20 protein-coding genes are annotated in these 20,193 nt (G+C 65.7%); 5 read left to right on the top strand and 15 right to left on the bottom strand.

Annotated features, from left to right (window positions below):
• Window positions 1–44: 44 nt before the first annotated feature.
• Window positions 45–677: an acyloxyacyl hydrolase gene (locus tag RRU_RS12785; protein WP_011390225.1), complete on the top strand. Its 633-nt coding sequence runs from the start codon at window positions 45–47 to the stop codon at window positions 675–677.
• Window positions 678–746: 69 nt separating this feature from the next.
• On the opposite strand, the gene RRU_RS12780 is transcribed toward RRU_RS12785, so the two are convergent.
• The 4 genes from RRU_RS12780 to RRU_RS12765 form a co-directional block, all read right to left on the bottom strand.
• Entirely contained in the window at window positions 747–1,028 is a 282-nt protein-coding gene (locus RRU_RS12780; RefSeq protein ID WP_011390224.1) for a FeoC-like transcriptional regulator, read from the bottom strand.
• Window positions 1,029–1,095: 67 nt separating this feature from the next.
• Window positions 1,096–3,456, bottom strand: coding sequence for a Fe(2+) transporter permease subunit FeoB (feoB, locus tag RRU_RS12775; protein ID WP_011390223.1), 2,361 nt, complete (start codon window positions 3,454–3,456; stop codon window positions 1,096–1,098).
• A gap of 81 nt (window positions 3,457–3,537) precedes the next feature.
• The gene (locus tag RRU_RS12770) at window positions 3,538–3,783 is read right to left on the bottom strand and encodes a FeoA family protein (protein WP_011390222.1); all 246 of its coding nucleotides are present in this window, start codon (window positions 3,781–3,783) and stop codon (window positions 3,538–3,540) included.
• A gap of 13 nt (window positions 3,784–3,796) precedes the next feature.
• Window positions 3,797–4,084, bottom strand: coding sequence for a FeoA family protein (locus RRU_RS12765; protein WP_011390221.1), 288 nt, complete (start codon window positions 4,082–4,084; stop codon window positions 3,797–3,799).
• A 306-nt stretch (window positions 4,085–4,390) separates the two neighbouring features.
• On the opposite strand from RRU_RS12765, the gene ykgO reads away from it, so the two are divergent.
• Complete coding sequence (ykgO, locus tag RRU_RS12760; protein ID WP_014626389.1) at window positions 4,391–4,516, top strand: type B 50S ribosomal protein L36; 126 nt, start codon at window positions 4,391–4,393, stop codon at window positions 4,514–4,516.
• A 132-nt stretch (window positions 4,517–4,648) separates the two neighbouring features.
• Here the strand turns inward: ykgO and gloA are convergent, their stop codons facing one another.
• The 3 genes from gloA to RRU_RS12745 all read right to left on the bottom strand — a co-directional run bounded on the left by gloA (window position 4,649) and on the right by RRU_RS12745 (window position 8,015).
• Complete coding sequence (gene gloA / locus RRU_RS12755) at window positions 4,649–5,089, bottom strand: lactoylglutathione lyase (protein WP_011390219.1); 441 nt, start codon at window positions 5,087–5,089, stop codon at window positions 4,649–4,651.
• A gap of 103 nt (window positions 5,090–5,192) precedes the next feature.
• Window positions 5,193–6,629 carry a pyruvate kinase gene (pyk, locus tag RRU_RS12750; RefSeq protein WP_011390218.1) on the bottom strand — a complete coding sequence of 479 codons (1,437 nt, stop codon included), beginning with the start codon at window positions 6,627–6,629 and terminating at the stop codon, window positions 5,193–5,195.
• A 120-nt stretch (window positions 6,630–6,749) separates the two neighbouring features.
• The gene (locus tag RRU_RS12745; RefSeq protein WP_011390217.1) at window positions 6,750–8,015 is read right to left on the bottom strand and encodes a glycerate kinase type-2 family protein; all 1,266 of its coding nucleotides are present in this window, start codon (window positions 8,013–8,015) and stop codon (window positions 6,750–6,752) included.
• Window positions 8,016–8,151: 136 nt separating this feature from the next.
• Here RRU_RS12745 and RRU_RS12740 point away from each other — a divergent pair, with 136 nt between their 5' ends.
• Window positions 8,152–8,967, top strand: a complete 816-nt coding sequence (locus RRU_RS12740) for an N-formylglutamate amidohydrolase (protein WP_011390216.1) — start codon at window positions 8,152–8,154, stop codon at window positions 8,965–8,967.
• Window positions 8,968–9,021: 54 nt separating this feature from the next.
• Entirely contained in the window at window positions 9,022–10,191 is a 1,170-nt protein-coding gene (locus RRU_RS12735; RefSeq protein ID WP_011390215.1) for a carboxylate-amine ligase, read from the top strand.
• Window positions 10,192–10,249: 58 nt separating this feature from the next.
• Here RRU_RS12735 and RRU_RS12730 read toward each other — a convergent pair whose 3' ends face one another.
• The 5 genes from RRU_RS12730 to RRU_RS12710 form a co-directional block, all read right to left on the bottom strand.
• Window positions 10,250–10,843, bottom strand: coding sequence for a CHAP domain-containing protein (locus RRU_RS12730; protein ID WP_014626387.1), 594 nt, complete (start codon window positions 10,841–10,843; stop codon window positions 10,250–10,252).
• A gap of 205 nt (window positions 10,844–11,048) precedes the next feature.
• Window positions 11,049–12,746: a methyl-accepting chemotaxis protein gene (locus RRU_RS12725; RefSeq protein ID WP_011390213.1), complete on the bottom strand. Its 1,698-nt coding sequence runs from the start codon at window positions 12,744–12,746 to the stop codon at window positions 11,049–11,051.
• 502 nt (window positions 12,747–13,248) lie between these two features.
• The gene (locus RRU_RS12720) at window positions 13,249–13,854 is read right to left on the bottom strand and encodes a DUF924 family protein (protein ID WP_011390212.1); all 606 of its coding nucleotides are present in this window, start codon (window positions 13,852–13,854) and stop codon (window positions 13,249–13,251) included.
• The gene (locus RRU_RS12715; RefSeq protein WP_014626386.1) at window positions 13,851–15,044 is read right to left on the bottom strand and encodes a GNAT family N-acetyltransferase; all 1,194 of its coding nucleotides are present in this window, start codon (window positions 15,042–15,044) and stop codon (window positions 13,851–13,853) included. The genes RRU_RS12720 and RRU_RS12715 overlap by 4 nt, the downstream gene beginning before the upstream one ends.
• Window positions 15,045–15,134: 90 nt before the next feature.
• On the bottom strand, window positions 15,135–15,596 hold the full coding sequence (locus tag RRU_RS12710; protein WP_011390210.1) for a RidA family protein: 462 nt from the start codon (window positions 15,594–15,596) through the stop codon (window positions 15,135–15,137).
• A gap of 108 nt (window positions 15,597–15,704) precedes the next feature.
• Here RRU_RS12710 and serA point away from each other — a divergent pair, with 108 nt between their 5' ends.
• The gene (gene serA, locus RRU_RS12705; protein ID WP_011390209.1) at window positions 15,705–16,940 is read left to right on the top strand and encodes a phosphoglycerate dehydrogenase; all 1,236 of its coding nucleotides are present in this window, start codon (window positions 15,705–15,707) and stop codon (window positions 16,938–16,940) included.
• 122 nt (window positions 16,941–17,062) lie between these two features.
• Here serA and RRU_RS19870 read toward each other — a convergent pair whose 3' ends face one another.
• The 3 genes from RRU_RS19870 to RRU_RS12695 form a co-directional block, all read right to left on the bottom strand.
• Window positions 17,063–17,224 carry a hypothetical protein gene (locus tag RRU_RS19870; RefSeq protein WP_011390208.1) on the bottom strand — a complete coding sequence of 54 codons (162 nt, stop codon included), beginning with the start codon at window positions 17,222–17,224 and terminating at the stop codon, window positions 17,063–17,065.
• A gap of 385 nt (window positions 17,225–17,609) precedes the next feature.
• Complete coding sequence (locus tag RRU_RS12700; RefSeq protein ID WP_011390207.1) at window positions 17,610–18,581, bottom strand: hypothetical protein; 972 nt, start codon at window positions 18,579–18,581, stop codon at window positions 17,610–17,612.
• 80 nt (window positions 18,582–18,661) lie between these two features.
• On the bottom strand, window positions 18,662–19,903 hold the full coding sequence (locus RRU_RS12695) for an SLC13 family permease (RefSeq protein ID WP_011390206.1): 1,242 nt from the start codon (window positions 19,901–19,903) through the stop codon (window positions 18,662–18,664).
• Between the last annotated feature and the right edge of the window lie 290 nt (window positions 19,904–20,193).

The raw sequence follows: 20,193 nt of genomic DNA, 5'->3' as shown, positions 1-20,193 counted from the left end.
TCGCCGCGCCCTGGCGTGGCCTGGACCGGATGTCGGGGGAACAGATGCGCAGTCTTTCCGTGGTGGCGCTGGTGGCGGCGCTTGTGGTGGCCCCGGGCACGGCCCGTCAGGCCAAAGCCGATTCGGCCTTCAACGCCATCTGGATGTCTTCGGCCGCCTTGCTTGCCGCCGGTATCGTGGGCGATCTGGTGCGCGGAAACGAGATCTCGTCGAAGGCGATGCCCAAGGAAAAGGACCTGCTGACCTTCGGTGTCGGCGCCTATAATGTCATCGAAGACAATAAGAACGATTTTGACTCCACCCCGGCCCTGTTCCGCTTCGAGTATCGGCCAAGCTATTACGCTTGGATCGCCCACCCCTTCCTGGGGTTCGAAGCCACCCATTTGGGATCGACCTATCTCTATGGCGGGGTGATGGCCGATGTGCGCTTCGGCAAGCATTTGATCTTGTCGCCAAGCGCCGCCGTGGGGTGGTACAACGAAGGCAACGCCCGTGACCTGGGCTATCCATTGGAATTCCGCACCGGCATCGAAGCCGCTTGGCGCTTCGATGATGGCCTGCGGGCTGGCGTGGCCTTCCACCACATCTCCAACGCCGGTATCGGCGACATCAATCCCGGGATCGAGGAAGTGACCTTGAACCTGTCCTTCCCCATTCAGTACTTCGTCGGCAAATAAGCCGATCCCTAAAGAAAACGGCGTTAAAGGGATCCTTTAACGCCGTTTGCTCTCTTTTTAACGCCCGCATTACGACCCGGACTGTCCGCAGCCACAGCCGCAGCCGGACCCGGGGGGTGTTTGCTCGGCGGTGGCCGCCCATTCGTAAATTTCCGACAGGGTCGGGTCGCACGAGCAGCACGACCCGCCGCAGCCCGCTTCGGGCGGATGGTGGATCACCCGGCCCTTGCGCACCCACAGCGCCATCATGTCGCGGATGGTCTCGGGGCTGGCGGTGAAGGCGGCGCAAAGGTCGCCCAGGGATACCCGCTTGCGGGTTTGAACGTAGCTTCCAAGCTCGGTCAGGATCATCGGTCAAGCTCCCCTCTCCCCGCGTTTGCTGGCGGGAAGAGGATCCAAGGAGAAGGGGGAAGGGCGATCACGATGCCGTTTGGCCGGCGCTGATCGGCCCGGCCTCGGCGCTTCCCCGCCCGGCCAGACGGAGCAGGGCGATTGCCGCCGCCAGCACCGCCAGCACCACGGCGATATCCACCGCCGAGCTGACGGGATGGCGCGAGAAGGTGCCGATCTGATAGGTCAGCACGGCGGCCCCATAGCCCATGCCGGTGGTCCAGGCGGCGGCGAACAGCGTCCAGCGGGTGCCGACTTCGCGCCAGATGGCCGAGACGGCGGCGACGCAGGGCATATAGAGCAGCACCATCAGCAGATAGGCGAAGGCGCCGATCGCCCCATCGAACAGCAGGGCGATGGCATCGATCGACGAGGTTGAAATCTCCTGATCGGCGGCCACGGCCGAGCGGTCGCTGAGATCGCCGACCTCGATGCCAAGCGGATCGGCCAGGGCGCCGGCGACATTGCTCAGATTGGCGGGAATGGTGGCGAAGGCGCCGGCCAATCCGCCCCACAGATCGAAAGCCTCGGGCTCTTCGGTGGCGGCGGCCTCCGGATCGGCCTCGGCTTGGGCGGCGGCGGCATTGCCTTCGGCGATGGTGCCATAAAGCGCATCCAGGGTGCCGACGACGGCTTCCTTGGCGAAGATGCCGGTGAAGACGCCAACGGTGGCCGGCCAGTTCTCTTCGGAAATGCCCATCGGCGCGAAGACCGGAACGATCGCCTTGCCGATCGCGGCGAGGACGGACTTATCGGTGTCCTCATTGCCGAAGCTGCCGTCGGTGCCCCAGGAATTGAGGAAGCTGAGGACGACGACCACGGCGACCACCAGCTTGCCGGCGCGCAGGATGAAGCTTTTCAGGCGATCCCAGGTGCGCAGCAGGATGCCCGCAACGGTGGGCAAGTGGTAGGGCGGCATCTCCATGACAAAGGGCGAGGCCTCGCCGCGCAGGGCGGTGGTCTTGAGCAACAGGCCGGTGGCGATGGCGACCAGGATGCCGATCAGATAGAGCGCGAAAACCAGGTTCTGGCCGCCCGAGGGGAAGAAGGCGGCGGCGAACAGCACATAGACCGGCAAACGGGCGCCGCAGGACATGAAGGGGGCCATCATCACCGTGATCAGTCGGTCGCGCCGGCTGTCCATGGTGCGGGTGGCCATCACGGCGGGCACATTGCAGCCAAAGCCGACGATCAGCGGCACGAAGGCCTTGCCGGGCAGGCCGATGCCGCGCATGAAGCGGTCCATGACGAAGGCGGCGCGGGCCATATAACCCGAGTCTTCGAGAACCGACAAAAACAGGTACAGAAAGCCGATGACGGGAATGAAGGTGGCGACCGTCTGCACGCCGCCGCCAACGCCCTTGGCCAGCAGCGCGGTTAGCCAGTCGGGGGCGCCGGCGCCGCCCAGCAGATGGCCAAAGCCGTCAACGAACAAGGTGCCGGCGAACTGGTCGAAGAAATCGATGAAGGCGCCGCCGACATTGATGGTGAAGACGAACATCAGATACATCATCGCCAGGAAGATCGGGATGCCCAGCACCCGGTGCAGCACCACCTTGTCGATGCGGTCGGTCAGGGTGCGCGACATCTGGCCCTTGCGGATCACGGCGCCGAGCGCGATGGCGCCGACGAAGCCATAGCGGGCATCGGCGATCAGGATATCGAAGTCTTCGGTTCCGCTTTGCGCCGCCTGTTTGAGGTCGCTCTCCAGGGCCAGGGCCGTCGCCGGGGGCAGGTCGCGCAGCAAGGTGGAATCGCCTTCAAGAAGCTGCAACGCCGTCCACCGCCGGTCGGCGCGGCTATCGGCGGGCAGGGTGGCGGCGATCCTGCCGACCGCCTCGCTCACCGCCGGCGGATAGGGGGCCGAGGCGGCCGGCGGGGTGGTTCGTCCCATCGATTGGGCGATAACCTCGCGCAGATCGTCAAGGCCGCGGCGGCGGCTGGCCACCATCGGCACCACCTTGCAGTCGAGCGATTTGGACAGCGCGTCGATGTCGATATCAAGGTGGCGCGAGGCGGCGATGTCCATCATGTTGACGATGACCACCATCGGCACCCGCATTTCCAGCAACTGGGCGGTCAGATAGAGGTTTCGTTCCAGGTTGGAGGCATCGACGATGTTAAGGACGAGGCCGGCTTCCCCCGACAGGATGTAATCGCGGGCCACCCGCTCGTCCTCGGACGACGACGAAGTCGGCGTCAGCGAATAGACGCCGGGCAAATCGACGATGGTCACGGCTTCGCCGCCGTGGCGGTAGGCGCCGACCTTTTTCTCAACGGTGACGCCCGGCCAGTTGCCGACGCTTTGGCGTCCTCCGGTCAGGGCGTTGAACAGGGTCGTCTTGCCGCAATTGGGATTGCCGACGACGCAAACGACGGAAGCGCTCATAGGTGGTCTCTCCAGGACACGGGGCCAGGATGCGGGGTCGGGACAAGGGGCCCGGGAAGGGGCCCCCGGTGCGCGATCGGGTCAGGCGAGGTCGGCCGCGGCAAGGGGCTCGACGCGCAGCACCTGGGCTTCTTGTTTGCGCAAGGACAGCGCAAATCCCCGCACCCTGATTTCCACCGGATCGCCCAGCGGGGCGACTCGGGTTACCGAAAAGGTCGCGCCGGGGGTGATGCCCAGCGACAATAGGCGCTTGCGATAATCCGAGGCGCCCTGATCGAATCCAAGGACGCGTCCCTGGTCGCCGGTCTTCATGTCACCAAGAAGCATCGTTTTTATCCGTTCAAGGGGTGCGTAAAGGGGAAACCAGGATGGCCTGGGCCATCTCGGGGCCGAGGCCCACCCGTCCATCGCCCAGTCCGACGACCAGCGGGCCGCCATCGGATCCCTTGATGACGCGGATCTCGCAGCCGGTTCGCAAGCCGAGATCGGCCAGCTTCTGGGCAAGGTCGCGTTCGGCGCGGATGCGCGCGACCACGGCGCGGTGACCTTCGGGTAGGCGCGAAAGCGCCAGGATGCGGGGGAGGTCGGCGGCGGTCGACGGGGCGGAAAGGGGCGAAAGCTGGGGCATTGGGCCTCGACGGGCGACTGTTTGTTGAGAGTAAGAAGGGATCTCAGAGCGAATAATAATCACATTTTCCCTATGGGTGGAACTCTCTAATCACCCGCCCCCCTCAGAGAACCCATGCGGCTGGTGCAGGGCGCGGGGCGGTCCGGCGATAACCGCGCCGAGGCCGGCCAAAATCAGTTTGACTCATAAAGGGAGCGCCCTTATGGTCCCGGCTCCCATTTCATCAGTGGGCTGGTCGAGCCGGCCGGGGGAAGCATGTCCGCTTCTCGCGCGCGGGACCGGCTCCAGCCGGACGAGGATAGTGTCATGCGTGTCCGCAATTCCCTGAAGTCGGCCAAGGTGCGCGACAAGAACTGCCGCGTCGTGCGCCGCAAGGGCCGCGTCTTCGTGATCAACAAGAAGAACCCGCGCTTCAAGGTTCGTCAGGGCTGATTGGCGCCGGCTTCGGCCGGCATCGCCTCTGAGCTTATGCTATAAAAGCCGCGTCCGGATCTTCCCCCAAGGAAAGATCCGGACGCGGCTTTTTGGCGTTTCCCCCCGGCGAACCGGGGGGAGGGAAAGGTTTTACCAGCTTCCGGTATTGGCCATGCTGGCCCAGGGCTCGGCCGGCGCCAGCGGCGCGCCTTCTTGGAGCAGTTCGATGGAAATGCCGTCGGGCGAGCGGATGAAGGCCATATTGCCGTCGCGCGGCGGGCGGTTGATCGTCACCCCGGCGTCCATCAGCTTTTGGCAGGTCGCATAGATGTCATCGACCTTATAGGCGAGATGCCCGAAGTTGCGCCCGCCCGTATAAACCTCGGGATCCCAGTTGTAGGTCAGTTCGACCAAGGGCGCCTTGGTTTCGCGGGCCGTCTCCTCGTCGGCGGGGGCGGCGAGGAAAACCAGGGTGAACCGGCCCTTTTCGTTATCCTGGCGGCTGATTTCGCGCAGGCCGAGCTTGGCGCAATAGAAGTCGAGGGAGGCGTCGAGATCGGCGACGCGGACCATGGTGTGCAAGAAGCGCATGAGAAAAGTCCCGGACTGGGCGCGAGGGGGGCCTCGCGCGGGTCATGGTCCCGGACGGGCGAGGGCATCGCCCGCCCGGGAGTGAGTCGGTAAACAGGCGGGCTTATTCCGCCCAGCTGTCATCGCCTTCGACCCAGGCGATTCGCAGAACATTGGTCGTGCCCGGGGTGCCAAAGGGCACGCCCGCCGTCATCACGATGCGCTCGCCGATATTGGCGAAGCCTTCGCGATAGGCGGCCTTGACCGCCAGTTCGACCATTTCCTGGAAGTTGGAGATGTCCTTGTCGAGCACCGAATGGACGCCCCAGACCATCGCCATCCGTCGGGCGATGCGGGGGTTGGTGGTCAGGCAAAGGATCGGCACGCCGGGGCGCTGGCGGGCGGCGCGCAGCGTCGTCGATCCCGAGGAGGTATAGGTGACGATGGCGGCGGCCTTGATGGTCTCGGCCACCTGACTGGCGGCGGCGCTGATGGCGTCGGCGGCCGTGCCCTCGGGGCTTTCGCGGCGGGCATTGCGCAGATACTGATAATGCTCGTCGGTTTCCACCTGCTGGATGATCTTGTCCATCATCGCCACGGCTTCGACCGGATACTGGCCGACGGCGGTTTCCGCCGACAGCATCACCGCATCGGCGCCATCATAGATGGCCGTCGCCACGTCCGAGGCCTCGGCGCGGGTCGGCGTCGGGGCGTTGATCATGCTTTCAAGCATCTGGGTGGCGACCACCACCGGCTTGCCGGCGAGGTGGCAGGCGGCCAGGATGCGCTTTTGCAAGATCGGCACGCGCTCGGGCGGCACTTCCACGCCCAGATCGCCGCGGGCGACCATCAGGGCGTCGGACAATTCGATGATATGGGTGAGATGGTCGAGGGCGGCGGGCTTTTCGATCTTGCTGATGATGGCGGCGCGACCGCCGATCAGCTTGCGCGCCTCGGCCACGTCCTCGGGGCGCTGCACGAAGCTGAGGCCAACCCAATCGACCCCGAGGTCGAGGCCGAACTGCAGGTCGCGGCGGTCCTTTTCGGTCAGCGCCGAGATCGGCAGAACGGCATTGGGCACATTGAGGCCCTTGTGGTCCGACAGCACGCCGCCGGTGATCACCCGGGTAATGGCGTAATCGGCGCCGAAGGTTTCCACCCGCAGCCGCAGTTTGCCGTCGTCAAGCAACAGATCGGTGCCTTCGCCGATGGCGGCGAAGATTTCGGGGTGGGGCAGGCGGACACGCTGGATGGTGCCCAGGTCCTTTTCCATGTCGAGACGGAAGGTGGCGCCGGTTTCCAGCTTGACCTTGCCGCCGACGAAATCACCGACCCGCAGCTTCGGACCCTGGAGGTCCATCAGGATGCCGATCGGTCGGCCGAGCTTGTTTTCAACGGCGCGGACCACGTCGTAGCGGCGCCGGTGTTCTTCGTGGGCGCCGTGGCTGAAATTCAGGCGAACCATGTCCGCACCGGCCCGAACCAGGGTCTCGAGGGTGCTTTCCGAGGACGTGGCCGGGCCGAGGGTGGCCAGAATCTTGGCGCAACGGTTTCGTTTCATGGAGCGTTCACACGGGCTTGGGCCCTGTGACGGGGCGCGTCACCGAGCTAGGGAGGGGGGATGTGGCGGCATGGGGCCACCGTTGTATTTTTTAACATCATGGGGCGGAGATGTCGTGTGTCACTCCGCTGAAATAAGGATTGCGCGAAAATCATTGACGTTGGTCAGGGTCGGTCCGGTCATCACCAGATCGCCCAGAGCCTGGAAAAACCCGTAGGAGTCGTTATCGGCGAGATGGGCTTCGGCCGACAGGCCGAGGCGGGCGGCGCGCGCCAGGGTATCGGGGGTGATCAGGGCGCCGGCGTTGTCCTCGGAGCCGTCGATGCCGTCGGTGTCGCAGGCCAGGGCCCAGATATGGGGAGTGGAGTCGAGCCGACGGGCCAGCGCCAGGGCGAATTCGCCATTGGGTCCGCCCCGGCCGTCGCCGCGCAGGGTAACAGTGAATTCGCCCCCCGAGAGCAAGACGCACGGCGGGACCGCCGGTTCGCCGTGCAGGGCGCAAGACAGGGCCATCGGTCCAAGCAGCAGCGCCGCGTCGCGCGCCTCGCCTTCCAGGGAATCGCCAAGGATTACCGGGGTGATGCCGGCGGCGCGGGCGAAATCGGCGGCGGCGGTCAGGGCCATGCGCGGCGTGGCGATGAGGTGGGTGGTGGTGCGGGCGAAGGCCGCGTCGCCGGGCTTGGGGGTTTCGGCCGCCGGCGTCTTGAGGTGGGCCAAAGCCGAAGCCGGCTCGCTGATGCCATAGCCGGCCAGGATGGCCAGGGCATCGCCCGCCGTCGTCGCATCGGGCACGGTGGGGCCCGAGGCGATCACTGCCGGGTCGTCGCCGGGCACATCGGAAATGATCAGGGTGACCACCCGGGCGGGCGCGGCGGCGGCGGCTAGGCGGCCGCCCTTGATGGTGGACAGATGCTTGCGCACGGTGTTGATGGCGCCGATCGGCGCGCCGCAGCGCAAAAGGGCGGTGGTGACGGCGCGCTTGTCGGCCAGACCGACCGTATCGGGCGGCAGGCTGAGCAGGGCCGATCCGCCGCCGGAAATCAGGCAGATCAGCAGGTCGTCCTCGGTCAATCCCCGGGCCAGGGTCAAGATCTCGCGGGCCGCCCATTGGCCGCGCTCATCGGGAACGGGATGCCCCGCCTCGACCACCTTGATCCGTGCGCAGGGCACGCCATGGCCGTAGCGGGTGACCACCAAGCCGTCGAGCGGACCGGTCCAGGCGCTTTCCACGGCCAGGGCCATCGCCGCCGCCCCTTTGCCGGCGCCGACGACGACGGTTCGTCCGCGGGGCGGCTCGGGAAGGTGGGCGGGCACGAGAAGGGCCGGAGCGGCGGCGGCCACGGCGGCATCGAAGAGCGCGCGGAGAAAGATGGTTGGCTCGGTCATGGCGCAGACGTGGGAAGGCGAACCGGTCCGTTCAAGCGCCAAAACGCCCGAGTCCGGGCAAAGGGTGGCTTTTCGCCGATGGCTTGTCCTAATCTCGGACTCCCGATTTCTCTGGCTTTAAGGGCTTGCCCCGGCAATGACGGACCGTCCTTCCCCGCTTTCCCCCGCTCCCTCCCTCCTCGCCGACGACGAACCCCCGCCCTTCGTCGTTCTCAATCCCGAGGCGACCCGACCACTACTGCTGATCTGCGACCATGCCGCCAACCGCGTGCCCCGGGCCCTGGCCGGGCTGGGGCTGGAGGCCGATACCCTGGGTCTGCATATCGGCTGGGATATCGGCGCGGCGGCGGTGACCGAGCTTTTGGCCAAGCGTTTCGCCGCTTGCGCCATGTTCGCCTGCTATTCCCGCTTGGTGATCGATTGCAATCGGGCGCCGGGCGATCCGTCGTCGATCCCGGCGGTGTCCGATGGCATCGCCATTCCCGGCAATGAGGGGCTGGACGAGGCGGAGGCGCGCAGGCGCACCGAAAGCCTGTTCTGGCCCTATCACCACGAGATCGGCGAACGCATCGCCCATCTGTGGCGTCAGGGGCGGCCGCCGGCGGTGGTCTCCATCCATAGTTTCACCCCGGTCCTGGGCGGCGTGGAACGACCCTGGCATCTGGGGTTTCTTTATAACCACGACGACCGGATGACCCGTCGGCTGATCGACACCCTGGCGCGGCGCGCGCCCGAGGTCATCGTCGGCGAGAACGAACCCTATTCGGGCAAGGATATCGGCTTCACCATCAATACCCATGCCGAGCCCGCCGGCCTGCCCAGCCTCGGCGTCGAGATCCGTCAGGATCTTTTGGCCGACGCCGCCGGGATCGGGCGCTGGGCCGGGGTGCTGGGCGAGGCTTTGGCCGAGGTACTGGCCGACGAGGGGCTTTATGTGCGGCGGATGACCTGAGCGGGGTCGGCGTCGCTAGCCTCCGATGGCGCCAAAACAAAAAAGGAAACGCCCATGCGCGAACCGGCTTTTACGGTGGGGATCGAGGAGGAGTACCTGTTGGTCGATCGCCAGAGCCGGGCTTTGGCCGCCGATCCCCCCGAAGCCCTGATGACACGGTTGGCCGCGGCGTTTGGCGATACCAACCACGGCGCGGTCACCCCCGAATTCCTGCGCGCCCAGATCGAGGTGGGAACCAAGGTTTGCGACAGCCTCGCCGAGGCCGGCGAGGCGCTGGGCGCCCTGCGGCGGGTGCTGGCCGAGGAGGCGAAGGGCTTCGGTCTCGCCCCGATCGCCGCGTCCACCCATCCCTTCGCCGAATGGGCCGACCTCAAACATACGCCCAAGGAGCGCTACGACCTGCTGGCCGAGGACCTGCAGGCGGTGGTCCGCCGGCTGGTGATTTGCGGTATGCATGTCCACGTTGGCATCGAGGATCCCGATCTGCGGATGGATCTGATGGCCCAGGTCAGCTATTTCCTGCCCCATCTCTTGGCTTTGACCACCTCGTCGCCGTTCTGGCGCGGCGAGGACAGCGGGCTGAAATCCTATCGCATCGCCGTGTTCAGCGCCTTGCCGCGCACCGGCCTGCCCGACAGCTTCAGCTCCTTCGCCGAATACCAGCGCCATGTCGAGGTCCTGGTCAGCGCCGGGCTGATCGAGGATTCGACGCGCATCTGGTGGGATATCCGCCCCAGCCACCGCTTCCCTACCCTGGAAATGCGCATCGCCGATGTCTGCACCCGCCTTGATGACGCGCTGTGCGTCGCGGCGCTGTTTCGCTGTTTGCTGCGCATGCTCTACCGCCTGCGCCGCGCCAACCAGCGCTGGCGCCACTACGCCCGCTTGCTGATCGCCGAGAACCGCTGGCGGGCCCAACGCTATGGGCTTGATGGCGGGCTGGTGGATTTCGGACGGGGCGAGGTGGTGCCCTTCGCCGATCTGATCGAGGAACTGCTTGAGCTGATCGCCCCCGATGCGGCGGTTTTCGGCTGTCAGGCCGAGGTTCTGCACGCCCGGACCATTCTGCACCGGGGTACCAGCGCCCATAATCAACTGCGCGTCTTCGCCGAGGCGAGGGCCGGCGGCATGACCCGGGACGAAGCCCTGGTGGCGGTCGTCGATCACCTGATCGCCCAGACCGTGGCGCCGCTGGGCGCGGATGCCGGGGCTCCGGGGCCTTGATAAGCAAAAGGCGCCGAAAAACGGCGCCTTGGCAGTGGGATCGCAGGGGGGGGCTTGCTTACCGCGAAGCGGTTCGGGTGGTGTGGCCCGAGGTCGGGTAGATGAAGCCATAGGTCGGGTAGCTGGTGGATCCCAGGCTGTTGATCGGCCCGTACCAGACGCGGGTGGCGCTCCAGTCGTTCTTCTTGGAGACGTCGCGGACGCGAACGGCGATCTCGATGCGGCCCTTGGCCGAGCCCTGGCCCCAATTGGCGTGATCGATCAACACGGTGCGCTTGTCGATGACCTGACGAACCACGGCGACATGGCCGCGCGACAGGCCCTTTTGCTTCTTGAAGACCAGCACCGATCCGGGGCGCGGCGTCTGGCCCCGGTCGTAACGGCCCTCGGCGTTGTTCCACCACTGCCAGCCGTCACCCGACAAGGCGATCGACGAGGAGGCTTTGACGAAGGGGACGCAACTCCAGTAGCGATTCCGGGGAAGCTTGATCCCGGGGTCTGCAACCAAGCCGGGTATGGGCTTGGTGAAGGACGGAATGAACGGACCGCTTTTGGTCCCTTTGGAGCTTGCCGAGGCATCCAGCGGAAGAAGGAAGATCATCAGCGCGAACAGCGAAAGGATCAGAGCTTGCGGTCGGTTTCCGTAGCGCATTGAACCTCTTCCAGACTGTTTTAGGGAACCGGCGGATAGGGATGACGCCAGGGACGATGCCATGCTCGGCAGGGTCATGCAACCCTCATGTTTCAGATTGTTTCATCACCTTCTCTTTTTCGGGTGCGGATCCGGGGGTGACCGCCCGGGGGGACGGTCACCCTGAGGTTGGATTTCCATGCACAAATAAAGGGTGTTAGCCGGGTTAATTCGCGCTGCGGATATAGGAGACGAAGTCCGAAACGGCGGTGTTCAATTCCTTGTTCCGGTGGAACAGATCCTCGGCCGCCCCCAGAACGTCGGCGGCGGTTTCGCCCCCGCTGCGCGCGGCCTCGCTCACCAGGGAGATCGCGCCGCTGACCTCGCGCGAGGCCCCTTCGGCGCGTTGAATATTCATCGAAATCTCCTTGGTCGCGGCATTTTGCTCCTCGACGGCGGCGGCGATCATGCCGGCCACCTCGCTGAGGCCGTTGATCGATTCGCCGATCGCCGAAATCGCCTGGACGGTGCTGGTGGTGACGCTCTGGATGTCCTCGATCTGGCGGGAAATATCCTCGGTCGCCTTGGCCGTCTGCTGGGCCAGGGATTTCACCTCTCCGGCAACCACGGCGAAGCCCTTGCCCGCTTCGCCGGCGCGCGCCGCCTCGATCGTGGCGTTGAGCGCCAGAAGATTGGTCTGGCTGGCGATGTCGGTGATCAGGGCGACCACGTCGCCAACCCGCAGGGCGGCGGAATTCAGCGCGGCGACGGTTTTGTTGGTTTCGTCGACGCGCTCGACGGCGGTGCGCGCCATGGCGTTGGAGTGGGAAGCCTGACGGCTGATTTCCTGGATTGAACTGGCCAGTTCCTCGGTCGCGGCGGCGACGGTCTGAGTGTTTTCCGAGGATTCCGAGGCGGCGGCGGTGACCGTGCTCGCCTGGCTCAGGGTTTCCTCGGCGCCGCTCGACATCGTGCTGGCAGACACCCGCAAGGCCTCCGAGGCCGATCCCAGACCGTTCACGAGGTCGCCGATCTGGTTTTCGAAACGACTGGCCAGGGCCAGCATTTCCTCTTTGCGGGCCAGCGCCGCCTGTTCGGTGCGTTCGGCGTTTTGGCGGCGCTCTTCGGCGGCCTCAAGCAACAGGCCGCGCAGGCGCTCGAAGGCCGAGGCGATGCGCCCGACCTCGGAGCGCGACGCCGGGATGTCAAGCGACCGGCGATAATCGCGATCGGCCAGACCGTCGAGTCCCTCGACGACGGTCTTCAGAGGCTTGGTGATCCCGCGGGCGATGATCAGGCCGACTCCGCCGAGGATGAGGGCGGCGACCAGGGCCATCAGGCCGATCAGCCGCGCCTGGGAGGCGATCTGGTCCTCGATGTCGTCGACGAACAGGCCGCTGGCCAGAATCCAGCCATAGCTTGGTTCCTGGAGGGCGTGGAACATCTTCGGGGAGTTATTGACCGTCGACCCGGGACGCCGTCCCATCGAGGTGTGGAAATCACCCTTTTCGCCGTTGCGCATGGCCAAGGGAATGAGCGTGCCATAGAGCTCCTTGGCGACGGCGTCGCTGCCTTCAAGAACATTGGTGCCGACTTGGTTCTGGCGGGTGGGGTGCATCAGCAAAACGCCGTCGGAGCGCAAGACAATGAAATAATTGCCCTTGCCATACGTGATCGAGGTCAGGGCGACCAGGGCCCGTTTCTGGGCTTCCTCGGTGGTCATCTCGCCGGCGTCGGCCCGGGTTTTCAGGCCGGCGATCGTCGTCACGGCGGTCTGGGCCAGAAGATGAAGGGTTTCGCGACGGTCCTCGAAACGCGCCTGATAGGTGCTGTAGATGGCGATCGAGGCGATCGCGGCCAGCGTGGCGAAAGCGACCAGACCCAGAAGCGTCAGGCGGGCGCCAATGGTTAAATTTTTTAACATGATAAGAACGTCCTGTATCGGGGGATAAAGGGGGACGGGAAACCTATAGTCCTCATGGCGATGCGACGTAAACACGAAAATTATGGGTTAGTCTTCCTCAGGGATTTAGAGGAATATTGCGTGGCTTTTGACGCTTTTCGCGAGTAGTCGACGTCCGTTACCCTTGGCGTCCTCTTTGTAGAAAGAATTAATGATTGGTTTACGGCGGCCGTTTTCGGCAAGGGGGACCAAGTCTAACCGGTCACCGCCAAAGGGCGTCGTTCGATCTCGTCTATGGCCGGAAAGACGGATTTTCTCCCCATAGGAAGAAACCGCCTTGTAACGGCAAGGCGGTTTCTTCGGCCGAAGGCGGAGGGAGAGGCAATGGGGGACGCCGACGCGGGGCGCACCGGACGCGGACCGGGGCATCCGCCGCAAGCCCGCCTGCGAAGTCGGTTAGGGCGGGGTGGGGGGACCCTTGTCCCCGCACTGCGCTCTGATGCAGAGCGCTTGGGGATTTGGGTTAGAAGCGCGACCAGGGTTCGGTGAGGAAGGCCTCTTCGGCCGGGGTCGATGTGCGCTTGAGGGCGACGTTCCGGTGGGGGAAACGGCCGAAGCGGGCGATGACCGTGTAATGATGCATCGCGTGGAAGTACCAGTCCTGATTGTTCAAGCGCACGATCAGGCTAAGCGCGCGTTCCTGATCGACGATGTCTTCGCTATGCTCGAAAGGCATGGCGCAGAACAACCGCTCCACCTCGGAATAGCCCTTGTCGTAGTCTCGGCGCAGGATCTCGGTCGCCACCGCGCGGGCCTTGGCGTCGGCGGCGAAGGACTTGGCATGGCCGCGCCAGATGTTGCGCGGAAACTGATCGAGCAACAAGACCAGGGCGAGGGCGCCCCGGGGCGTTTCGATCAAGGACTCGAGCCGACCGGCGGCGGCATCGCCGGTGATGCCGGTAAACAGCGCGATCATCGTCGCGTCGATGGCGGTGTTGGCGCTCATCCACCAAGGCCGGAAGGCATGGCGCAAAGGGTCGTCTTCGCTACCGAACCAGAAGGTCAGAACCCGGTCTTCAACGGCGGCCTGGGCATCGGCGACCAGGGCGGCTTGCAGGGGGGGCATCATGGGGCGGGGCCTTCGCAGCGGAAGGGACCAAGGTCTTCAAGGGCTTCCATCGTTCCCTCCAGGGTGGCGCGCTCGCGCTCGACAAAGGCGGCCACCGCCCGGCGAAAACCGGTATCGGCGATCCAGTGACCCGACCAGGTGGGGCGCGGCAGATACCCCCGGCTGATCTTATGGTCGCCCTGGGCCCCGGCCTCCACCCAAGTCAGGCCATGCTCGATGGCGAAATCGATGGCGCGATAGTAACAGACTTCGAAGTGAAGATACGTGTAGGGGGAGAGCGATCCCCAATTTCGGCCGTATAGGGTGTTGGTCCCCAGAAGATTGAGGGCGCCGCAAACCACCTCGCCGCTGGTTTCATCCTCGCCGACCACCAGCACCACCCGCTCGCCCATGGTGGCCCCCAGGCGGGGAAAGAAATCGGCGCTGAGATAGGCCTGACCCCACTTGCGCTCGACGGTATCAAGGTAAAACCCATGGAAGGCCTGCCAGTGGCGGGGTTCGATCGCCGCGCCGGTCAGGGTGCGGATCCGCACCCCCTGGCCATTGGCCCGCTCGCGTTCCTTGCGGATGGTCTTGCGCTTGCGTGACGACAGGGCGGCCAGGAAATCATCGAAGCTGGCGTAACCCCGGTTCTGCCAATGATACTGCATCCCCAAGCGCACGAGCATCCCTTGGGCCTCAAGGACCGGAACCTCGGCCGCCGAGGGAAAGGTGATATGCAGCGAGGAGACCTTGAGGCGGCGGGCGATCTCGATCAGCCCGGCGGCCAGGGTGTCGCGCAAGTGGTCGGCTTCGGGATCGTCGGCGGGAACCAGCAGGCGGGGGCCGGTGGCCGGGGTGAAGGGAACGGCGCATTGCAGCTTGGGATAATAGCGTCCGCCCGCCCGCTCATAGGCCTCGGCCCAACCCCAGTCGAAAACATATTCGCCGTAGGAATGGCTTTTCAAGTAAAGCGGGGCGCAGGCGCGCAACCGCCCCTGGTCATCGTGGAGAACGGCATGGCGGGGCAGCCAGCCGGTCTTGACCGAGGCCGATCCCGAGTCTTCCAGGGCGAGCAGGAAGGCGTGACTGACAAAAGGGTTATCGTGTCCGGCGCAGCGGTCCCACGCGGCGGGATCGACGGCGCTCAGGCTTTCGACAACGGAAAGGCTAAGGGCGCCGGGGGCTGCGGGATCGCTTGAGGGGGACATCGAGGGACCAGAACCGGGGAGCGACGGGGGACGGGGTTTTTCATAGATCGGACCGCGCCCCCCATCTTGCAACCGCATCCGTCGCCGCGATCAGGCGATGGCGAAGATCCCCTCGACCTCGACCGAAACGCCCAAAGGCAGGCTGGCGCAGCCCACGGCCGAACGGGCGTGGCGGCCGCGATCGCCAAAGACTTCGACCATCAGGTCGCTAGCGCCATTGATCACCTGGGGATGGGCGGTAAAGCCCGGAGCGCAGGCGACGAAGCCACCCAAGCGCACGACGCGGCGCAGGCGCTCCAAGTCGCCCTCCAGGGCGTTGCGCAACTGGGCGATCAGATTGATGGCGCAGAGCCGCGCGGCGGCGCGGCCGGTCTCGACATCCAGATCGGCGCCAAGCGTTCCAAGGTATTGGGGCTTGCCATCTTGAAGGGTGATCTGGCCGGAGACGAAGACCAAGCCATTGTCGATGACCCAGGGCACGTAATTGGCCACGGGGGCTGCGGCCTCAGGCAGGACGATCCCCAACTCCTGCAAGCGGGCGGCGACGGACATGCGTAAAACTCCTTTTCCACACCGGTTCGTTCCATGGTAACCAGAGCCCCGCCACCGGTGGCCGTTTGGGGGCACCGGACCAGCCTCGCATATCGGAAGGGAATGGTCGTGAGCAATCTTTCACTGCCCAAGGACAAGATCCGGGTCGTGCTGTTCGAGAACATCCATGACAGCGCCGTCGAGTATTTTCACAGTCGCGGTTACCACAACATCGAGCGGCTGACCGGGGCTCTGGACGGTGAGGCGCTGAAGGACAAGATCCGTGACGCCCATATGGTCGGGATCCGATCGCGAACCCGCTTGACTCGCGACGTCTTGGAATCAGCCGAAAAGCTGATGGCGGTCGGCTGCTTTTGCATCGGCACCAATCAGGTCGATCTTGACGCCGCCGAGCTTCTGGGGATCCCCGTTTTCAACGCCCCCTATTCCAATACCCGCTCGGTCGCCGAACTGGTGGTCGCCGAGGCGGTGATGATGATGCGCGATATCCCACGGCGCAATTGGGATACCCACGAGGGCGGGTGGAACAAGGCGGCGACCGGCTGTCACGAGGTGCGCGGCAAGACCCTGGGCATCGTCGGCTATGGCCATATCGGCACCCAGGTGTCCGTTCTCGCCGAAAGCATGGGCATGTCGGTGCGCTATTTCGACATCGTCGAAAAGCTGGCGATCGGCAACGCCCAGCCCTGCGCCACCCTGAACGAGCTGATGGCGGTGGCCGATGTCGTCACCTTGCATGTGCCCGATACCGCCGATACCCGCGATATGATCCGCGCGCCGCAGATCGCGGCGATGAAGGACGGGGCCTATCTGATCAACGCCTCGCGCGGCAAGGTGGTTGATATCGACGCCCTGGCCGAAGCCCTGACGGCGGGCAAGCTGCGCGGCGCCGCCGTCGACGTGTTCCCCAAGGAGCCGGCCAGCCTGGGCGATCCGTTCGAAAGCCCGTTGCGCGGCATGCGCAATGTTCTGCTGACCCCCCATATCGGCGGCTCGACCGAAGAGGCGCAGATGGGGATCGGCCGCGAAGTGGCCGAAAAGCTGGTGAAATATTCCGATGACGGCTCGACTCTGGGCGCCGTCAACTTCCCCGAGGTGGCCTTGCCCCAGCAGGCCAGCGTGACCCGCTTCTTGCACATTCACCGCAATGTGCCCGGGGTGATGAGCGCGCTCAACGAGGTGTTTTCCAGCCACCACATCAATATCCGCGGCCAGTATCTGATGACCAATCCCCGGGTCGGCTATGTGGTGGTCGATGTGGAAAAGGACCTGAAGGCCGGCGAGGGCTTCCGTCAGGCTTTGGCGGCGATCAACGGCACGCTGCGCTTCCGCTTCCTGAATTAAGCGGCTTCACGGCGGCGGAGAGCCTTGAAAAAACAAGAAAGCCCCGGAGCTTGGGTTCCGGGGCTTTCAGGCGTCCAGCGCGGAGGGTTTGTCTCCGGCTGGTCGAGAGGAACGGACAACCATCATTCGGCGGGCACCGCGGTGTGGACGTCCTGAAGCTTGCGCTCAAGGGCGCGCAGGAAGGCGCGTTCCTCGGCGGGGGAATGACCGTACCAGCGCGCTTGCAGCCCGGTGTGGCGAGTCAGCCCCAGTCCCTGCGCAAGAATGAAAAATCGACCCATCATGAAATCCTCCTCGACCGGTTTCCGGTCCGTTTTTGCCTGTCTGCGCCTGGGCGATCCCTTGTCCGGGGGATCAGCTTGGGGGTGTCGTTTGCCGGCGCGGCACCCGGGGAGTGAAAGGCGCCGCGTTCGACACAGTGAATATAGCGCACACCGTGCGCGGCTTCAAGGGCGCGATCGGGAAATACCGTTTTGTATCCAAGGAGTTATAGTGCGGTAGCGAAAGGAATTATCCCCATGGACGGATCGCCATCCACCGCCGGCCCAATGGAAACAAGGGCTTAGGAATAGCGCACGCCGTGCGTCCCGGCCGCCGCGGGCGGCCGTCCCTATCGAAAGTCGAGGGCGAAAAAGGCGGGGAAAAAGGCGGTGGGTCAGGCGGCTAGGGTCAGGCGGCCAGGGTCAGGCTTGGCAAGGGAAAGGCCGGGCCGAACAGCCCGCGCCAGATTTCGGCGCTGCCCAGAACATCGCCGGTCCTCGCCCGATGGCGCGCCGCCACCGCCTGCCAATAGGCCGTCGCCGCCGCGCCGTGCCAGTCTTCGCCCACCACCAGCTTGCGTCGGCCGCCGGGCAAGGGGAGGGCGGCCGGGGTGGCGTTGCGGCCCCAGGCCAGGAAGGCTTCGAAGACCTCGGCCAGATCGGCGCCAGGGTGGGCCATGCCATCGCGGAAAAACGCCTGGACGAGGATCTCCACGCCATAGCCCGACAGGGCGACCCGGTGATGGCGGCGCCAGACCTTGAGCAGGGTGATCATCTGGCGCGGCCGGTCGCCATAAAGGCTGTTCAGAAGCCGCATGGCGGCGGTTTCGGCCAAAGGATCACAGATCGTCCAGCGCAGGCTGGCGTTCTCGGCCGCCACCGGCAGGGCCAGCCGGCCGCGCGTCGGCAGGGCCGGGCGCAGGGCGAAGGGCAGATCCTCCCACGCTAGGCCATGGGCGGTTCGCCCCTCGCTTGGCGGGCGGCAGGGCAGACCGGCGGCGGCGAGGGCGGCGCCCAGGCGGTCGACGGCGCAGCGCGGGTCCCGGCAGGCGGGATCGTCAAGCAGCACGAACAGATCGGTGGTCGGCGGCCTGTCGGTCAGGGTGACGGCGGTACGCCGGCCGACGGAGCCGCCGACCAGATAGCCCCCGCCTCCCTGATCCCCGCCGACCAGCGGCAGGTGGGGGGTCAGCCGGTCGACGACGGCCCGGGCGCCAGCGCGCAAACGGGCCTGCAGGGCGGCATCGGGCATATGGGCGGCAAGCACGCTTTGGAAGCCGGCCGCCAGGGCGTCGCGGGGCTGGAAGACGGCCACGGGATATCCCGCACCGTCGCCGCGCCGGCTTATCACCATGGCCCTGGAGCCGCTGTCGGCCGTCATCTGAAAAAACTCCGCCCCGGATGGTCCGTGAAAAAGGCATTTCATCGCCGGGGGGTAAAGAATCCCTTAGCGGCCGTCATTCAGGCGATCAGGGCGAACCATCCCCAAGCGAACCCCAGCGACAGCAGCGTCATCGGCACCCCGCAACGGGCATGATCGAGAAACCCCAGGCTTACCCCCTGGCGGGCGGCCTGATCGGCGACGATTAGATTGGCGATCGACCCGATCAGCAGGAAATTCCCCGCCAGCGTCGAAAAGACCGCCAGCCGATACAGCGCCTCGGTCGGGGCGGCGGGCAGGATCGACAGCCAAAGCGTGATCAGCGGCACATTGCCGATGGTATTGCTGCCCGCCAGGGTCAGGGCGACCATCGGCCCCGTCGCCAAGGGATCCAGGCCACGGGTGGTGGCGGCGTCAAGCAGCAGGCTCGGCAGGCCGGTGGCGGTGAAAGAATCAACGACGACGAACAGGCCGACGAACAAGATCAGCAACTGCCAATCGACCAGTCCCAAGGTGTCGCGGCTGCGCAGTCTGCGGCTGGTCAGGATTAAACCAGCCACGATCAGCGCCGCCGTCGCCCGGTCGAGGGGGGTGAGGAACAAGACGAGCAGCAGGGCGGTGGCCACCAGCCCCTTGATCAGCCCCGACCGATCGACCGCCGGCGGCGCCATCGTGGCGGGTGGGGCGGCGGGTGGGGCGGCGGGCGGGACAGCGGGGCGGCGCAGCGCGGCGCGCCAGATCACCGCCACGCAGGCCCAGCAGCAGGCCATGCCGATCAGCGCCGGCGGCAGGCAGGCGCCAAGGAAGGGCAGCAGATCAAGATCGCCGGTCTGGGCGATCAGGATGTTCTGGGGATTGCCGATCAGGGTCGCCGCCGACCCGGCATTGGCCGCCCCGGCCAGGGCGATCAGATAGGGCTTGGGATCAAGGCCGCGCGCCATCAGGCCACGCGTCAGCATCGGCGTCATCGCCAGGGCCACCACGTCGTTGGTCAACAGGGCGGCCAACCCGCCGGCCACCCCCACCACCAGGGCCAGCAGCACGAAGGGACCGCAGGCGGCATTGGCCAGCCAATGGGCGCAGCGGTCATGGAAACCGCAGGCGGCGAATTGGATGCTGACCACCATCAGGCCGAAGAGGATGGCCAGGGTCTCGAAATCGATGGCGGCGACCAGGGCAGCGCCGTCGCGCGGCGCCACGGTTTGCAAGACGATGGCCGCGAGCAGGGCGATGCCGGTGCGATCAACGCCCAACCCGGGAACGCGGCCCAAAGCCATGCCCAGATAGGTGGCGATGAAGACGGCGAGAATGAACAAATCCATGGCGACCCGGCGGGCAGGAAAAAGGCCCTTCTGCCTGCCCCTTTCCGCCGCCCTTGTAAAGAGCCGGGCGCCGCCGGTCTGATCATCGGCGTAGCGTTACCGGGACTGCGGTCCAATTGGGAGGCCGGCTCGATCAGAGTGGTGGCCGGGGCTAAGGTGTGCCGCCAGGATCAAGCCCCGCCGCGCGCCGATTGATCACGCGCCGCCGCCCTGCAAACCGCCAACATCGCCTCCCCCATTCCCCGCCGCCCGAAGGCGGAGGGGAAGGGGTGAGGGAAGATTGGCGTCCT

This window comes from Rhodospirillum rubrum ATCC 11170 (assembly GCF_000013085.1).
GTDB classification, from domain to species: Bacteria; Pseudomonadota; Alphaproteobacteria; order Rhodospirillales; family Rhodospirillaceae; genus Rhodospirillum; species Rhodospirillum rubrum.
The sequence above is the reverse complement of the archived record's forward strand: the minus strand, read 5'-3'. Positions and strand labels throughout refer to the sequence as shown.

What these genes read in the sequence shown, in the direction of transcription:
- RRU_RS12745 (WP_011390217.1), bottom strand. Translation starts at nt 8,015, where the DNA reads ATGACCGAGCCAACCATCTTTCTCCGCGCGCTCTTCGATGCCGCCGTG.
- RRU_RS12785 (WP_011390225.1), top strand. Translation starts at nt 45, where the DNA reads ATGCGCAGTCTTTCCGTGGTGGCGCTGGTGGCGGCGCTTGTGGTGGCC.
- RRU_RS12725 (WP_011390213.1), bottom strand. Translation starts at nt 12,746, where the DNA reads ATGTTAAAAAATTTAACCATTGGCGCCCGCCTGACGCTTCTGGGTCTG.
- RRU_RS12765 (WP_011390221.1), bottom strand. Translation starts at nt 4,084, where the DNA reads ATGCCCCAGCTTTCGCCCCTTTCCGCCCCGTCGACCGCCGCCGACCTC.
- RRU_RS12770 (WP_011390222.1), bottom strand. Translation starts at nt 3,783, where the DNA reads ATGCTTCTTGGTGACATGAAGACCGGCGACCAGGGACGCGTCCTTGGA.
- RRU_RS12715 (WP_014626386.1), bottom strand. Translation starts at nt 15,044, where the DNA reads ATGTCCCCCTCAAGCGATCCCGCAGCCCCCGGCGCCCTTAGCCTTTCC.
- RRU_RS19870 (WP_011390208.1), bottom strand. Translation starts at nt 17,224, where the DNA reads ATGATGGGTCGATTTTTCATTCTTGCGCAGGGACTGGGGCTGACTCGC.
- RRU_RS12780 (WP_011390224.1), bottom strand. Translation starts at nt 1,028, where the DNA reads ATGATCCTGACCGAGCTTGGAAGCTACGTTCAAACCCGCAAGCGGGTA.
- RRU_RS12740 (WP_011390216.1), top strand. Translation starts at nt 8,152, where the DNA reads ATGACGGACCGTCCTTCCCCGCTTTCCCCCGCTCCCTCCCTCCTCGCC.
- RRU_RS12730 (WP_014626387.1), bottom strand. Translation starts at nt 10,843, where the DNA reads ATGCGCTACGGAAACCGACCGCAAGCTCTGATCCTTTCGCTGTTCGCG.
- RRU_RS12700 (WP_011390207.1), bottom strand. Translation starts at nt 18,581, where the DNA reads ATGACGGCCGACAGCGGCTCCAGGGCCATGGTGATAAGCCGGCGCGGC.
- feoB (WP_011390223.1), bottom strand. Translation starts at nt 3,456, where the DNA reads ATGAGCGCTTCCGTCGTTTGCGTCGTCGGCAATCCCAATTGCGGCAAG.
- ykgO (WP_014626389.1), top strand. Translation starts at nt 4,391, where the DNA reads ATGCGTGTCCGCAATTCCCTGAAGTCGGCCAAGGTGCGCGACAAGAAC.
- gloA (WP_011390219.1), bottom strand. Translation starts at nt 5,089, where the DNA reads ATGCGCTTCTTGCACACCATGGTCCGCGTCGCCGATCTCGACGCCTCC.
- pyk (WP_011390218.1), bottom strand. Translation starts at nt 6,629, where the DNA reads ATGAAACGAAACCGTTGCGCCAAGATTCTGGCCACCCTCGGCCCGGCC.
- RRU_RS12720 (WP_011390212.1), bottom strand. Translation starts at nt 13,854, where the DNA reads ATGATGCCCCCCCTGCAAGCCGCCCTGGTCGCCGATGCCCAGGCCGCC.
- RRU_RS12695 (WP_011390206.1), bottom strand. Translation starts at nt 19,903, where the DNA reads ATGGATTTGTTCATTCTCGCCGTCTTCATCGCCACCTATCTGGGCATG.
- RRU_RS12735 (WP_011390215.1), top strand. Translation starts at nt 9,022, where the DNA reads ATGCGCGAACCGGCTTTTACGGTGGGGATCGAGGAGGAGTACCTGTTG.
- RRU_RS12710 (WP_011390210.1), bottom strand. Translation starts at nt 15,596, where the DNA reads ATGTCCGTCGCCGCCCGCTTGCAGGAGTTGGGGATCGTCCTGCCTGAG.